This window comes from Streptomyces sp. XM4193 (genome assembly GCF_023072595.1).
Classification (GTDB): domain Bacteria; phylum Actinomycetota; class Actinomycetes; order Streptomycetales; family Streptomycetaceae; genus Streptomyces.
This window is the reverse complement of sequence record NZ_JALLGK010000005.1, coordinates 1-14,867: the sequence shown is the minus strand read 5'-3', so window position 1 is coordinate 14,867 and position 14,867 is coordinate 1. Positions and strand designations below refer to the sequence as shown.

General features: G+C 71.4%; 12 protein-coding genes and 1 tRNA gene. 3 read left to right on the top strand and 10 right to left on the bottom strand.

Features of this window, described 5'->3' with window-relative positions; all coding sequences use genetic code 11:
* Positions 1-130 precede the first annotated feature (130 nt).
* From MTQ01_RS15295 to MTQ01_RS15285, 3 genes are all read right to left on the bottom strand, one after another.
* Positions 131-2,131, bottom strand: coding sequence for a tetratricopeptide repeat protein (locus MTQ01_RS15295; protein ID WP_247490755.1), 2,001 nt, complete (start codon positions 2,129-2,131; stop codon positions 131-133).
* A 414-nt stretch (positions 2,132-2,545) separates the two neighbouring features.
* Positions 2,546-2,619: transfer RNA gene (locus tag MTQ01_RS15290), tRNA-Met, on the bottom strand.
* 59 nt (positions 2,620-2,678) lie between these two features.
* Positions 2,679-5,591, bottom strand: a complete 2,913-nt coding sequence (locus MTQ01_RS15285; RefSeq protein ID WP_247490753.1) for a UPF0182 family protein — start codon at positions 5,589-5,591, stop codon at positions 2,679-2,681.
* 124 nt (positions 5,592-5,715) lie between these two features.
* Here MTQ01_RS15285 and MTQ01_RS15280 point away from each other — a divergent pair, with 124 nt between their 5' ends.
* Positions 5,716-6,288, top strand: coding sequence for a PPA1309 family protein (locus MTQ01_RS15280; RefSeq protein WP_247490751.1), 573 nt, complete (start codon positions 5,716-5,718; stop codon positions 6,286-6,288).
* 185 nt (positions 6,289-6,473) lie between these two features.
* Here MTQ01_RS15280 and MTQ01_RS15275 read toward each other — a convergent pair whose 3' ends face one another.
* The 4 genes from MTQ01_RS15275 to MTQ01_RS15260 form a co-directional block, all read right to left on the bottom strand.
* The gene (locus tag MTQ01_RS15275; protein WP_247490749.1) at positions 6,474-7,568 is read right to left on the bottom strand and encodes a PDZ domain-containing protein; all 1,095 of its coding nucleotides are present in this window, start codon (positions 7,566-7,568) and stop codon (positions 6,474-6,476) included.
* Positions 7,569-7,593: 25 nt separating this feature from the next.
* Complete coding sequence (locus MTQ01_RS15270) at positions 7,594-8,013, bottom strand: hypothetical protein (protein ID WP_247490748.1); 420 nt, start codon at positions 8,011-8,013, stop codon at positions 7,594-7,596.
* Between the two features lie 142 nt (positions 8,014-8,155).
* Entirely contained in the window at positions 8,156-8,617 is a 462-nt protein-coding gene (locus MTQ01_RS15265) for a molybdenum cofactor biosynthesis protein MoaE (RefSeq protein ID WP_247490746.1), read from the bottom strand.
* Positions 8,618-8,854: 237 nt separating this feature from the next.
* Entirely contained in the window at positions 8,855-9,964 is a 1,110-nt protein-coding gene (locus MTQ01_RS15260; protein ID WP_211039044.1) for an NAD-dependent epimerase/dehydratase family protein, read from the bottom strand.
* A gap of 187 nt (positions 9,965-10,151) precedes the next feature.
* Between MTQ01_RS15260 and MTQ01_RS15255 the strand changes: the two genes are divergently transcribed.
* Together MTQ01_RS15255 and MTQ01_RS15250 are read left to right on the top strand one after the other, a co-directional pair.
* A complete protein-coding gene (locus MTQ01_RS15255) occupies positions 10,152-11,687 on the top strand; it encodes a zinc-dependent metalloprotease (protein WP_247490744.1) in 1,536 nt (511 codons plus the stop codon).
* Complete coding sequence (locus tag MTQ01_RS15250; protein WP_247490741.1) at positions 11,684-12,280, top strand: NUDIX hydrolase; 597 nt, start codon at positions 11,684-11,686, stop codon at positions 12,278-12,280. Before MTQ01_RS15255 ends, MTQ01_RS15250 begins: the two co-directional genes overlap by 4 nt.
* 251 nt (positions 12,281-12,531) lie before the next feature.
* On the opposite strand, the gene MTQ01_RS15245 is transcribed toward MTQ01_RS15250, so the two are convergent.
* From MTQ01_RS15245 to MTQ01_RS15235, 3 genes are all read right to left on the bottom strand, one after another.
* Complete coding sequence (locus MTQ01_RS15245; protein ID WP_247490739.1) at positions 12,532-13,290, bottom strand: AIM24 family protein; 759 nt, start codon at positions 13,288-13,290, stop codon at positions 12,532-12,534.
* Between the two features lie 17 nt (positions 13,291-13,307).
* Complete coding sequence (locus MTQ01_RS15240; protein WP_211039048.1) at positions 13,308-13,991, bottom strand: AIM24 family protein; 684 nt, start codon at positions 13,989-13,991, stop codon at positions 13,308-13,310.
* Positions 13,992-14,002: 11 nt separating this feature from the next.
* The coding region (locus MTQ01_RS15235; RefSeq protein ID WP_247490737.1) for an AIM24 family protein at positions 14,003-14,867 on the bottom strand (865 nt) is incomplete at its 5' end.

The following is a 14,867-nucleotide window of genomic DNA, read 5'->3' as shown; positions in this document are numbered from 1 at the left end:
CCTGTACGCGTCGTACCCGCAGCGGCAGTCGCGGCGGACGCACGCGGTCCGCACCACCGCGACGGGCGCCGCGTACGCGCCGGGCACGGCTGTACCCGGGTGCCCCGCCCCACGGGGCCCCGGGCGGCGCTCAGGCGCTCAGACCCGTACGGAGCGCCTCCCACAGGCGCTCGGCGCGGCCCGCGACCTCGGCCGGACCGAGGTCCTGTGCGCGCTCGCACCAGTGCCGACCCTCGGTCAACTCGCCCCGGCGGGCGGCGAGCAGCGCCAGACGCAGCGCGGCACGACCGTGTCCCGCGTCGGCGGCCCGCTCCCACCAGATCGCCGCCTCGGGCTCCGCGCCCTCGCGGGCCAGGAGGAGACCGAGGTTGAACGCACCGTGGCTGCTGCCGGCCTCGGCGGCGGTGCGGTACCAGTGCGCGGCCTCGACGACGTCGCCTCGACCCGCCTCGCACATTCCCAGGCGGACCTGGGCACGGCGATGGCCGCGCTCGGCCGCCGAGCGGTACCAGCGCTCGTACTCCGGCACCTCCGCCGGACGCGTCGGACCGGGCTCCAACGCCTCGCCCTCGCCGTCGAGTCGGCCCTCGGAGCCGTCGCCTGCGGCCGCTGCTCCGGGCGCCCCGTCACCGGTGAGGGCGGCACGGCCGAAGGCCCTGCCCGCCGGCGCGCGCGAGGCGGCACCGAGCACGTCGCGGCCACCGCCGAACCCGATGGTGTCGGGGCCGCTGCGCGCCTCCAGCTCGGGGTCCTCGCGCTCCAGCATGTCGGCCAGCCGGAACGCGCCCTCCACACTGCCGCCCTCCGCGGCTTTGCGGAGCTGCTGCTCGGCGCCCGCCGCGTCACCGGCGTTCAGCAGCGTGACGGCCACCTGGAGCGCCGCCTCGGGGTGCCCGGCGGCAGCCGCCCTGGCGTACCAGTCCTCGGCCGCGCGCTGGTCGTGTCGGCCCGCGTAGAGAATGCCGAGATTGAACGCACCGTCGACGCTGCCGCCCTCGGCCGCCTTGGAGAACCACGGCTCGGCGCTCTGGGCGTCGCCGCGCTGAAGCAGCAGTACGGCCAGCGCGTTCGCCGCCTCGATGTGCCCGGCGTACGCCGCCCTGCGGTACCAGCTCTCCGCCTGCGCGGTCCGCCCCTGGCCCGCGCAGAGCAGCCCGAGGTTGAACGCGCCGTTGGGGTCGCCCGCGTCGAGCGCCGCGTGGTACCACCGCTCGGCCGCCTGCAACTGGCCGCGGTCCGCGCACAGCGCGCCGAGCGCGTTGGCGGCGTTGCCGTCGCCCGCCTCGGCCGCGGTGCGCCACCACTGCTCGGCGGCCTCCTCGTTGCCCGCGTCGCGGAGCAGGAAGCCGAGGGCACAAGCGGCCCTGGGCTCACCGTCGTTGGCCGCGATCAGGTACCAGCGGCCGGCCTCGCGCAGATCGCCGCGCTCCTCCAGCAGGGTGCCCAGCCGGAACGCCGCGAGGCGGTGCCCCCGGGCGGCCGCCTGGCGGAACCACCGCTCGGCCTCGGCCTCGCGCCGGTCGTGTCCGCCGCCGGAACCTCCGGCCCCGACGGAGCCGCCGGAGCCTCCGAAGCCGGAGCCGCCGCTCGAACCGGCCTTGCTCCGGCGCGAGTTCAGCAGCAGCACACCGACGCGGTACGCGGCCTCCCGGTGCCCACGCTCGGCGGCTGCCCGGAACCACTCCTCGGCCCCGGCCTCGCCGCGGTGGTCCAGGAGGTCCGCCAGCGCGTACGCGCCGAGCAGATGCCCGGACTCGGCGGCCTGACGCAACCAGTAGTCGGCGGCGGGCTCGTCCCCCCGCTCGCGGTGGTGGCGGCCGAGTGCGTGCGCCGCTGCGGCGGAGCCCGCAACGGCGGCAGTGCGCCACCACTCGGCGGCCTCGGCCGCGTTCCCCCGCTGCTGCAGGAGCACTCCCAGATTGTTGGCGGCAGCGCGGTCACCCGCGAGCGCCGCGGAGCGCAGCATCTCCTCCGCGCCGTCCAACTCGCCGTCGCGCAGCAGCGCGACGCCGAGCTTGCTCTGGGCAGCCCGGTCCCCCTGCTCGGCCGCCTTCCGTGTCGTCTCGTCGACGTCGTGGACGGCCGGGCAGGATGCCGTGTCGAATCTCGCCCTGTCCCCCATAAGCTCCATCGTCGCATCACCCGTAACCGGCGTACACCTGGTATATCGCAGCCAGGAGGTCACTTCAGCGTTTTGTCGACTTCCCGACATCACGGGTGCTCAAACACGTTTGGGGGTTTGGCAGTTGAGCGTTCATCAACCTTCGCGGGACGCTCCCGCCCCCTGGCTGCTCAGAGCGCCGGCGCCGGCAACCCGGATACGGGCGTCACCAAATCTCCGCATTCACGGCGGCGGTCGATACGGTCGCGCGGGAGACGAAAACAGACTCGCAGGCGTACTCGGGTCACTTCCGTGCGACAGGTTGACGGGCACCGTCGGACGCAGCACATCCGGCCCCGGGCACTGCCGGGCCCGACGGGAACGGCGACCGCGAGCGCACACACGACGAAGGGCCCGGAGTCGAAACTCCGGGCCCTTCCTTCGTAGCGGGGACAGGATTTGAACCTGCGACCTCTGGGTTATGAGCCCAGCGAGCTACCGAGCTGCTCCACCCCGCGCCGTAGCAGTGCAAACACTACCACGGCGCGGGAGGGCTCATCGCAGCCGAAGGAGCAGGTCAGTCACCCGGGTCCGAGGCGCCCTCGGCCTCTTCCAGGGCCTCCTGCAGCGCCTTCTGCTGCTTTCCGTACTCCTCCCAGTCGCCTTCCTCCAGCGCCTTCTGGCCCGCCTCGTAGGCGTCCTTGGCGTCGGAGAGGGCGTCCTCGACGGAGGTCGGCGGACCGTCGTTGTCCGGAGGCGTGTTCTCCTCCTCGTCCTCGGCCGGCGGATCGTCCGAGGAGTCCTCGTCGCCGCCGCCCGAGGTGTTGAACACCTTGTCGAGCGCCTGCTCCAGAGTGTCCTCGAAGGCGATCTCCTCGCCGTAGGTCACCAGCACCTTCCGCATGCGCGGGTAGTTGGTGCCGGCGCCGCGGACGTAGACCGGCTCCACGTAGAGCAGTCCGCCCTCCAGCGGCACGGTCAGCAGGTTGCCGTACTCCACCTCGGAGTCACCGCGCTGGAGGATGTTGATCTCTCTCGCGATGTCCGGATCGGAGTTGAACTTGCTCTGCACCTGCTGCGGTCCGGCGACGGTGGTGTTGGACGGCAGCTTCAGAATTCTGATCTTGCCGTACTCGTCGCTTCTCGCATCCGCGTCCACCGCCATGAAGGCGCCCAGAGTCTCACGTCGGTTCGGGTTGAACGTCGTCGTGAGCGAGAAGGTCTGCGCCTTCTGGTCCGGCATCTTCATGCTCAGGTAGTACGGCGGCACCGACGGGTTGTCCTTGTGCGTCGGGTCGTCCGGGATCTGCCAGCGCTCCGAGCCGGAGTAGAACTGGCCCGGCGTGTCCACGTGGTAGCGCTGGAGCAGCTCGCGCTGCACCTTGAACAGGTCCTGCGGGTACCGGAGATGGTCCATCAGCTCGTCGCTGATCTTCTCCTTGCCCTCGACGGTGCCGGGGAAGGCCTTCATCCAGGTCTTCAGCACCGGGTCCTGCTTGTCCCACTCGAAGAGCTTCACATCGCCGGTGTACGCGTCGACGGTCGCCTTCACGGAGTTCCGGATGTAGTTGACCTCGTCCTGCTGCGCGATCACCGAGCGCTGGCCGTCGGCGGTCAGCGAGTCCTCGGTGGTGTCACCGAGCGTGGTGCGCGAGGAGTAGGGGTAGCCGTCCGAGGTCGTGTAGGCGTCCACGATCCACTGGATCTTGCCCTTGACGATCGCCGGGTACGGGTCGCCGTCGATGGTCAGCCAGGGGGCGACCGCCTCCACCCGCTCCTTGGGAGTCCGGTTGTAGAGGATGCGCGAACCGTCGCCGATGGCCGAGGAGTACATGAACTGCGGCTCACCGAAGGTCAGCGCGTACGCCGCCCGGTTGAGCGGGCCGGACATGCTCACACCGCTCTTGCCAGTGTAGTTGTACGTCTTCTCGCCCTCGTCGTCCGCGTAGTCCAGCTCCTCCTGGGGGCCGCCGACGATCGAGTACTGAGTCGTCTTCTCGCCGTAGTAGACGCGCGGTTGGTACTTGCCCGCGAGGGTCTCCTCGGGCGGCAGGTTGCGCTCGGAGAAGACCGGCGTGCCGTCGGTGTCCACGTCGGTACCGCTGGCGGCGACCATGCCGAAGCCGTGCGTGTACTTGAAGTGGTCGTTGATCCAGTTCCGCTCGGGAATGCCGTCGATGTTGATCTCACGGAGACCGACGACGGTGTCCCGCTCCTTGCCGTCCTTGTCGGCGTACCGGTCGACGTCCAGCGTGTCCGGGAAGGTGTAGTAACCGCGGACCTGCTGGAGCTGGCGGTAGGCGGGCGGGACGACGCTGGGGTCGAGCAGCCGCAGGCTGGCGGTGGTGTCCGCGGCCTCGCGCAGCTTCTCGTTCTCGTCGCCGTTGTCCGGAGTCGTGCCCTTGTAGTCGGAGACGTCGGCGTCGTTGATGCCGTACGCCTCCTGGGTCGCCTCCATGTTCTTCTTGATGTACGGCGTCTCCTTGACCAGCTCGTTCGGCTGGACCTGGAACTTCTGCACGATCGCCGGGTAGAGGCCGCCGATCAGGATCGCCGAGAGCACCATCAGGCCGAAGGCGATGACCGGCAGCTGCCAGGTGCGACGCCACAGGGCCGCGAAGAACAGCACCGCGCAGATCACGGCGATGATGAAGAGGATCGTCTTCGCCGGCAGGTACGCGTTGGCGTCGGTGTACTTCAGGCCGGTCCAGTCGGTGCCGCGGATGCTGCTGGACTTCAGCGCCAGGCCGTACCGGTCGAGCCAGTACGCGACCGCCTTCAGCGCGACGAACAGCCCCAGCAGCACGGACAGATGACCGGTCGCCTGCGAGGTCGCACGCGCGCCGGGAGTGGTCAGCCGCAGCCCGCCGTAGAGGTAGTGGACCAGGGCGGCGGCGATCAGCGAGAGCACCACGGCGGCGAAGCCGAAGCTCAGCAGGAAGCGGTAGAACGGCAGGTCGAAGGCGAAGAAGGAGATGTCCTTGCCGAACTGCGCGTCGGTCTTGCCGAACGAGGTGCCGTTGACCCACATGAGCCAGGTGCGCCACTGACCCGCGGCGGAGGCGCCGGAGATCAGCCCCACCAGCGCGGTGATCCCGAGGAGAACCCACTTCTTGAAAGGCGCGATGCCCATCCGGTAGCGGTCCAGGCTCTGTTGCTCGAGCGACATCGCGCTGAGCGGCGGCCTGAGCCGGTGGGCAAGCCAGATGTTGAGGCCCACGGCGAGCGACATCAGCAGACCGAAGAAGGCGAAGAGGCCCACCTTGGTCCACAACGTCGTCGTGAAGACCGTCGTGTACTGGACGGACTGGAACCAGAGCCATTCCGTCCAGAACCCGGCAAACATGACAAAGAGCATGGCCAGCACTGCCAGTACGCCTGCTGTCGTCAGCAGCGTCTTGGCGCGCCTGGAAGGCTGGCCGACTCTGATCCGTGGCCCGGTGGGGCCTCCTGAGCCCCGGTCCGGCATCTGGAAAGCCAAGGTGCGCACCTCGAAGATCGCAGTGGGTGAAGCAGTAAATGAAGCAGCCCCGAATACTAGGGCCCACCCCCATCAACTTACTCAAGCTTTACTCAGTTCCCGTTCCCGGGGTAGGGCAAGGCACGATATGGGGATGAGCAACCTCCCCGACAACGGCACTCCGTTGGCCGCCAACCCGCTGACCAGGGCCGTACTAGAGATCGACGGCTACGCCTCGGGCCTGGGCTGGGATCAGCCCGCCCGACTTTTCGCACTGGTCGACACGGCCCGGCTCCGCGCCCAGGAACCGGCGCTGGCCGACCAGTTGGGCCTCACCGACGACGCCGAGGGCGACGAGGGCAGCGCACAGGCACCTCTCACCCCGGTGGAGCAGGACGAACTTCCCGCCGGTGTCCCGCTCGACGAGTTCCTCGCCACGATCGCCTGGCCGGACGCGGTCGCGGGCTGCGCGCTGACGATCGAGCGGCTGATGCTCCCGCCGACCGCGGAGGAGTCCATCCCCGCCGGGCTGGACGACGGCGAGCTGGCGAAGTGGGTCGCGGAGCACCCGGACCGCCAGGACGTACGCATCACCGTGGCCGTGTTGCGGGACGGCACCCGCGACTCGGCGCTGCGCCTGAAGCAGAAGGACAGCGAGACCGAGGTGCTCACCGGCTCCTCGCTCGTCCCCGGGCTCGCCGAGGCGCTCGGCGCGACCTTCTCCTGACCGCCCGGCGCGGTCGTCTACGCCCCGTCGCCGACGCACCTCTGCCGACACACCTCCGCCCGCCGGTTCGATCGCCGGCGGGCGGAGGCGTGTCCGGATGCCGGGCGCCGCGCGATGTTGCGTGCGGCACCCGCGTTGTCGGCACCCGGGTTGTCGCCGCGCGGGCGCGGCCTCGGGCGGGCCGGTCAGTCCCTGCCGCAGACCGGGATCTCCTCGGGCTTGCCCTCGCGCACGGACTTCAGCGCATCGAGCGCGTCCTGGAGCGTGCCGACCTTCACCAGCTTCAGCCCGTCGGGCACATTGCGCGTCGCCGAGGGGCAGTTGGCCTCGGGCGTCATGAAGTAGGAGGCACCGGCGGAACGTGCGGCCAGGGTCTTCATCTGGATGCCGCCGATCGGTCCGACCTTGCCCTCGGCGTCTATGGTCCCGGTGCCCGCGACGAACTCGCCGTCCGTCAGGTCCGTCCGGCTCAGCTTGTCGATGATGCCCAGCGAGAACATCAGCCCCGCGCTCGGACCGCCGACGTCCGCCAGCTTGATGTCGATCGGGAAGGGGAAGGTGTACGCGCTGCCCGCCTGGATCCCGACGATGGCCCGCTTGTCGTCGTCCGCCGCCGCGGTGGTGACGGTGACCTTCTTGGTCCTGCCCTTGGTCGGGTCCTCGCCGTCCTTCTCCGCGGCCGCCGCCTCCTTGACCGGTACGACGGTGAACTCCGTGTCCTCGCCCGGCTTGTGCTTGGTCACCAGCTCGGCGACCTCGCCCGGCTTGCGCACCGGTTCGCCGTCCACGGCCTTGATCACGTCGCCCGCCCGCAGCGCACCCTCGGCCGGGCTGTCCTTGACGACCGCGGCCACCACCGTGCGGGTGGGCACCTCGATGTCCAGCTCCTTGAGGGCAGCCGCCTTGGCGCTCTCCTGGGACTGGCTGAACTCCTCGGCGTTCTCCTGCTCCGCCTGCTCGGCGGTCTTGCCGTCCGGGTAGAGCGTGTCGTGCGGCACGACCGCGCTGTCGTCCCGGATCCACCCGTAGATCGCCTCGGGAAGCGACATCTGGTAGTCGGCGCTGGTGACCCGGACCGTCGTCATGTTGAGGTGGCCGGAGGTGGGATACGTCTTGCGGTCCTCGATGTTCAGGACCGGGTCACCGCCGTGGTCCCCGAGAGTGTTGACCGTGGGACCGGGAGAGAGCTCGGAGTAGGGCACGCGCACCACCAGCATGGCGCACAGCAGACCTATGAGCAGGAACAGCGAGCTGAAGATCGTCGCATGACGGCGTGACATGCCCCGACACTAACGGGCGGCGTCCTCAGTCCGCCGTCCGGGACGGGCTGTCCGTGGCGGCTGCGCTCACCACCGGCTCGCGCACGGCTTCCAGCCGCGAGCGACGGTCCTTTCGGGTGGTGGCGGGAGAGCGCCGATCGACGTGCTCGACAGGGGAGTTGAGCTCGACCCCGGAGCGGTTGCGACGGCGATTCCGGGCCGGCGGCCGGTCGTCGCAGTCGGGTTGCGGTTCGTCCTCGGCCCGCGGTGCGCTGTCGGCCTCGGGCGCGGGCTCCGCTGCCCACGCTTCGCGGGGGCGTTCCATCGCGCTGCGGAACGCGTCGTATCCGGCGACGCCCGCGGCGTCACCGCCGCCGTTCATACGTCGACGGGTGGCCCAGGAGGACCACAACCCGGCTATGCAGACCGCCATCACGGGTATCAGCAACCAGACAAGTGACGCCATGACCGTTCCTCCCGACTCTTCGCCCCCGCGGTCGACGGGGGCGAAGGAGTTGTCCATCGGAGATGTCAACAGTCCGGCGCCACGGAGGGTTACGCAACCGGGACAGGAGCCGGTGACGGGCCGCCCGGAGCGCTCCGGGCTGTCAGCAGGCGCCGACCCACTCCTGCGTTCCGTCGGCGAAGGTCTGGTGCTTCCAGATCGGGACCTCGTGTTTCAGGTCGTCGATCAGCATGCGGCAGGCCTCGAACGCCTCGGCGCGGTGCGGGCAGGAGACCGCGACGATCACCGCCCGATCCCCGATCTCCAGATCACCCACACGGTGGAGCGCCGCCAGCGCTCGGACCGGATGCCGGGCGCAGACGCGCTCGGCGATTCGACGCATCTCCTCCTCGACGGTCGGATGCGCCGAGTAGCTCAGCCTGTCCACATCGGCACCGCTGTCGTGGTCGCGGACAGTGCCGACGAACAGCGCGGTGCCCCCGGCCGCGTCGTCACCCACGGCGGTGAAGACCTCGTCCAGGGAGAGCGGTGTGTCGCGTACGGCGAGCAGCTTGATCGGTCGCTCCGCGGCCTGCTCGCCCGGGTGGTCGTGACTCTTTGCCATGCGCCAATGCTGCCGCACGAGCCCCGTCCCCGGGCGTCCGGCCCGGTGGGCGGGCGCCCGTACGGGGACGCGGGCCGGGCGCCGGTCTCGGGCGGCCGGCGGGTCCGTACGCCGGGCGCGGGGTCCGTACGCCGAGCGCGGGGGTCGGTCCGTACGCGGGCGCAGGAGTCCGTACGCCGGGCATCGGCGCGCGCTGTGCGGGGCCGGTGGGGCGGGACCGGTGGGGCGGGCCGGGCGTCAGAGGCCGCGGCGGCGGCGGGCGCGGCGCACCAGGGCTGCCGTGCCGACCAGGGCGACGGTGGCGCCGGCGGCACCGAGCGTGGTGGCGGCGTCCTTGCGGCCCAGGCGGCGGCCGGCAACCGTGTGGTGCCCGGAGACTTCCTCCAGTAGCGCGGCCAGTGCCTCCTCGTTGGTGTACTCGGGCCGCCAGCCGGCGGCGTGCAGTCGGCTGCCGCTGACCACCCAGGGGTACATCGTGTACGCGAGGTCGCCGGCCGGGGAGGGCGTCAGCCCGAGGCGGTGCAGCCGGGAGGCGGCACCCAGCGCGACCGCGGAGGGCAGCTCCATCCGACGCAGACCGGACAGCTCCTCGACCTCCTCCTGCTCCAGCCAGCCCTCGCAGCCCACCGCCAGCTCGCCCTCGGCCTTCTCCAGCGCGGCGAACTCCAGGGCGCTCGCCAGATCGTCCACGTGGCAGAACTGCCAGCATGGCCGGGAGCCGGCCACCACGAGCAGCCGCGGGGACTCGAAGTAGCGGGTCAGCGCCGTGTCCGTGCCGCCGACCAGCATCGCCGGACGCAGCACGGTGACGTTGAGCCCCGGATGCGCGCGGGGCGCCCGCCTGGCCAGCTCCTCGATCTCCAGCAGGTCGGAGATGCCGGTGCCGTCGGCGGTCGCCGAGAGCTCCGCGTCCTCCGAGAGCGGTACGTCGTTCTCCGGGAGCGCCCCGTAGACCATCGCCGAGGTGCACAGCACGACACGGCGCACTCCGGCCGCCGCAGCGGCGGTGAGGACCGTCTGCGCCCCGCGGACGTTGTAGGCGGTCCGGGCCGCGGGGTCGGTGCCGAGATCGAGGTCGACGGCCAGGTGGACCACGGCGTCGACCGGGTCGCCGTCCCGGCGGAAGCGCTCGGCGATGCCCGGGTCGCGGACATCGGTGATGTGCCACTGCGCCTCCGCGACGTCGCCGCGCTGGTCGTCCAGCGCCAGGACCTCCTTGATCTCGGGCGAGTCGACCAGCCTCCTGGTCAACAGCGCCCCCACCCCCGTCGCCGCCCCGGTGATCGCGATCGTCGCGTGGGCACCGTTGTTTCGCGCAACGCGAACGTACTGCTCCTGGGAACTCACCAGGCTTCTCCCGCGGTTGTCTCTGGTACGGCCTCCACCGGCACCCATCCTGCCTGACGCCGCGCCGACGGATGTCTAGGCTGGAGATAGTGCTCGTCACAGGAGAGGGCTGCGGGCAGCGTCCGCCGCCCGTGTCGCCGGCACCGGCAGACCACCCATCCGCGACCGTACAGATCCGAGGAACCCCGTGAGTGACACCCCATTCGGATTCAACCTCCCGCCGGAGGAGCCGGAGGACGGCGACGACGGCCGGGACAAGCGCCGTGGCGAGAGCGGCTCGTCGGGCCAGGGCGGGGGCGACCCGTTCGGTTTCGGCACGGGCTCGGGCGCGGAGAACCCGCTCGCCGCGATGTTCGGTTCGCTCGCCGGCGGCCCGGGAAACCCCGGTGACCTCGGCGCCGCCTTCCAGCGGCTCGGGCAGATGCTCAGCTACGAGGGCGGCCCGGTCAACTGGGACATGGCCAAGGACATCGCCCGCCAGACCGTCGCCCAGGGCGCCGAGGACGGCTCGAAGGACGCCAGCGTCGGCCCGTCCGAGAAGGCTTCGGTCGAGGAGGCCGTACGCCTCGCGGACCTGTGGCTGGACGGCGTGACCTCCCTGCCCTCGGGCGCGACGTCGGCGGTGGCGTGGAGCCGCGCCGAATGGGTCGAGGCGACGCTGCCGGTGTGGCGCGATCTCGTCGACCCGGTTGCGGAGCGTGTCGGTGCCGCGATGGGCGACGTGCTGCCCGAGGAGATGCAGGCCATGGCCGGCCCGCTGCTCGGCATGATGCGTTCCATGGGCGGCGCGATGTTCGGCACCCAGATCGGGCAGGCGCTCGGCGTGCTGGCCGGTGAGGTCGTGGGTTCCACGGACGTCGGTCTGCCGCTCGGCCCCTCGGGCAGGGCCGCGCTGCTGCCGGGCAACGTCACCGCCTTCGGTGAGGGCCTCGGCGTGCCGCAGGAGGAGGTCCGGCTCTACCTTGCGCTGCGGGAGGCCGCCCACCAGCGGCTGTTCGTCCACGTGCCGTGGCTGCGTTCGCACCTCTTCGGCGCGGTCGAGGGCTACGCCCGGGGCATCAAGGTCGACACCGAGAAGCTGGAGGACGTGGTCGGCCGGATCGACCCGAACAACCCGGAGGAGCTTCAGGAGAAGCTTCAGCAGGGCATGTTCCAGCCGGAGGACACCCCCGAGCAGAAGGCCGCGCTCGCCCGCCTGGAGACCGCGCTCGCGCTGGTCGAGGGCTGGGTGGACGCGGTGGTCCACGCCGCCGCGGAGCCGCACCTGCCCTCCGCGGGCGCGCTCCGCGAGACGCTGCGGCGCAGGCGGGCGACCGGCGGCCCGGCCGAGCAGACGTTCGCGACCCTGATCGGGCTGCAGCTGCGTCCTCGCCGGCTGCGTGACGCCTCCCGGCTGTGGGCCTCGCTGGCCGACGCCCGCGGCGCCGACGGCCGCGACGCGCTCTGGGAGCACCCCGACATGCTGCCCACCGCTGCCGACCTGGACGATCCGGACGGCTTCGTGCACCGCGAGCACGTCGACTTCTCCGAGCTGGACCGTCTGCTCGGCGACGCCGCCGAGGGCCGCAAGGACGCGGACAGCCGTACGGACCGGGGCTCGGACGAAGGCGGCGCCGAGGGCCGTACCGATCTGCGCAAGGACGACGGCGGTACGGACGGCAGCAGCAACGAGGACGACGCGGACGGCGGCGCGGACGGCGGCAGGAGCGGCAAGGACTCGTGAGCCTGCACACGGAGGCGGCGCGGTCGCTCAAGGAGTGGACCGCGCCGAGCGAGGAGCAGGACGCCCTGCGGCAGGCGTATCTGGATCACCTGCTCGCCCACCGCGACGGCATGTGGAAAGCCTGTGCGGAGGGCCATCTGACCGCGAGCGCGCTGGTGGTGGACCCCGTGGGCGAGCGGGTGCTGCTGACGCTGCACCGCAAGCTGGAGATGTGGCTCCAGATGGGCGGGCACTGCGAGCCGGAGGACGACAGCCTGGCCGCTGCGGCACTGCGGGAGGCGACCGAGGAGTCCGGAGTGGTCGGCCTGCGCCTGCTGCCCGGCGGGCCGGTGCGGCTGGACCGGCACAGCACACCGTGCGCGGTGCATCTGGACGTGCAGTACGCGGCGTTGGCGCCGCCGGACGCGGCCGAGCGGATCAGCGAGGAGTCGCTCGACCTGCGCTGGTACGGCTACGGCGACGCGGCCGGGTGGGCACGGCTGGCCGAGGTGGCCGACGGGTCGGTGCTGCGCCTGGTGTCGGCGACCCGCTCCAGGCTCGCAGCGGGCCGGCCCCTCGGCCCGGGCGGGCCCGCCCGCGACGGGGACGGCTGATCCGGGGTCGGCTGCGTCGCTGGTCCGGAGCCGGGCCGTGTCGCTGATCCGGCGCGGCTGAGCCGGAAGGGTGCGAGTTCGGCTTCGGCTTTCGGCTTCGGCTTTCGGCTTCGAGTCCGGCTTCGGGCTGCCCGGTGCGGGCGACCCGCCCGGGTCGCCCGCCACCGACGCGCCCCACCCTCCCGGCCGAGGCAGCGGCGCGCCGCGTCACGCACGCCCGTCCGGCTCACCGGCTCGGAAAAGTGGTGCTGCTAGTGGCCCCAGCCCTGGCCCTGGTTCATCCCGCGGGCGCCCTGGTTGCCCATGCCGTACTGGGCGCGCAGGCCCTGGCCGATCTCCGCACCCTGCGGCGGCAGCAACTCGCTGGGCTGCACGAGCGCGTAGCCCTCCCCCATGAAGCTGAGCTCCCAGCCCTCGCCGGTGGAGCCCCGTCGCCGCCACACACCCGAGGAGCTCGTCTGGGCCTGGAGCTGCACCTGGAGCGAGGTCGACCAGGCGACGACGGCGTCGGAGTCCGCACTGACGTACTTGTCCGGAGTGACCTGCATCATCAGCGGCTGACCGGACGTCATCAGGGCGACCTTGCCCTGACCGGTGATGACGAGGTTGTACTTGCCCGAGCCGGAGATGCCGTACTGGCTGTCGACGCTGATGACGTCCCAGTGCAGATGGGAGTCCATCGCCAGGACGTACGAGCTGTCGACCGTCAGACCCTGGAAGTCGACCTCCATGATGTGCACGGACTGGGCGAGGTTGGCGAGGTAGACCGTGCCCTGGCCGGAGCAGCGCATCAGGTCGATGACCTCGCCGGTCCACCACTGGGCGTGCTGCTGCTGGTGGCTCTGGTACTCGCCGTCGAACTCGATCATGCCCTGGTACGCGACCATGCTGCCCTTGCGGGCGAGCACGTCCTCGTGGCCGGTGAGCGCCACGCGCAGCATCTTGTCGTTCTGGAGCGCGTAGCGTTCCTGGCTCTGGACCTCGGTGTGGCCGAAAAGCGGACTCTGCATGGTGTCTTCGCTCCCCTTCAGCCGCGCGCCCGCAGGCGGTCGGCGCTGTCCTCACTTGGCTGGACGACGACGAAGCCCTGCCCGGAGAAGCCGAGTTGGTACGCCTCACCGCTGCCGCGGCCGATCATCGAGGAGGCCTTGAAGCTCCGCTTGCCCTTCATCTTCAGCCCGCTCGACCAGGCGACCAGGGCGTCGGGGTCGACGTAGGTCTCGTCCTCGCCGCGGCCGCAGTCCACGACTACGGGCGTGCCGCGCGAGGTCAGCGCGACCCAACCGGTGCCGGAGATCGCGACGTTGAACAGCCCCTGGCCGGCGAACTTGGCCATCCCCTTGACCCGCTCGACTCCCCAGTCGAGGTGGGCGTCGAAGGCGAGGATGTTGGTGCCGTTGACCGAGAGGCTGTCCTCGGAGAGGTGGAGCACCACGACGTCGGCGCCGTAGTCGGCGAGGTAGAGCAGACCGTCGCCGTGGCAGCGCATCAGCGGCGCGCCCTCACCGGTCAGCCACTGCGAGGCCATCCGGCGGATGGCGGGAGGGTTCGGCTCGTACTGGACGAAGCCCTCGTACGCGACCATCGAGCCGGTGCGCGCGAAGAGGTCCTGACCGGTGGCCATGGCGACCTTGAGCATGCTGCTGCCGTGGCACTCCATACGTGCGGCCGGCGGTGACGGGGCGAAGCCCGCGATGGATTGCTGGTGCATGACGGGCTCCCTCAGACCTCGTACGGCTGGACGACGATGAAGTTCCCGGGCGCGCCCCGGAACTGGAGGTTGACGCTCTCGCCGCTGTGGCCCGGGTACGCCTGGCGGCGGAGGCGGACCTGGCTGCTGACGATGACCTGTGCCGCGGCGGACCAGGCGATCACGGCCTGGGCGTCGGCGTAGGTGGACGGCGTCACCGGGAGCACGACGGGGGTGCCCCGGGTCTTGACGATGATCGTGCCGGTGCCGTGGAACTGCATGGTGAACAGGGCGCCGCCGGGGATGCCGTGTCCCTCGATCCGACGAACCTCGTACTGGAGCGATTCGTCGAAGGCCAGGACGTTCTCGGCGGAGACGCAGATGGCGTCGCCCTGCAGCTCCACCGGGTGCACATAGGCGGCCTCCTCGGCGAAGAACACCTGCCCGCTGCCGCTGCAGCGCATCAGCTGCATCTCCTGGCCGGTGGCGTTGCCCACGATGCGGCCGCGGATCCCGGCGCCCTTGTAACCGAACTCGGCCTTGCCCTGGTAGAGCACCATGCTGCCCTGCTTGGCGAGCACGGGCTGGCCGTCGATCCCGAGGTCGACGCGGACGAGCTGTGCGTTCTGCTGCGTCCAGCGCTGGCCGTTGGGAGCTTCCCGGTACTTCTCCAGAGTGACGCCGAGGCCCTGGCCGGCCGCCTGCGGTACGCCGTATCCGGGCTGCTGCCCCGCACCCGGCGGGGTGTGCGCACCCGGCGGCGCGGTCGGGGCTCCCGGCGGGGCGAAGCCGCCGGGCGCGGGCGGAGCGAAGCTGCCGCCGTAGGAAGGCGCGGGCGGCGCCTGGGGCGCATGCGGCATCGGCGGCGCGTGCCCGGCGTGCGGCGCCGACGGCGGA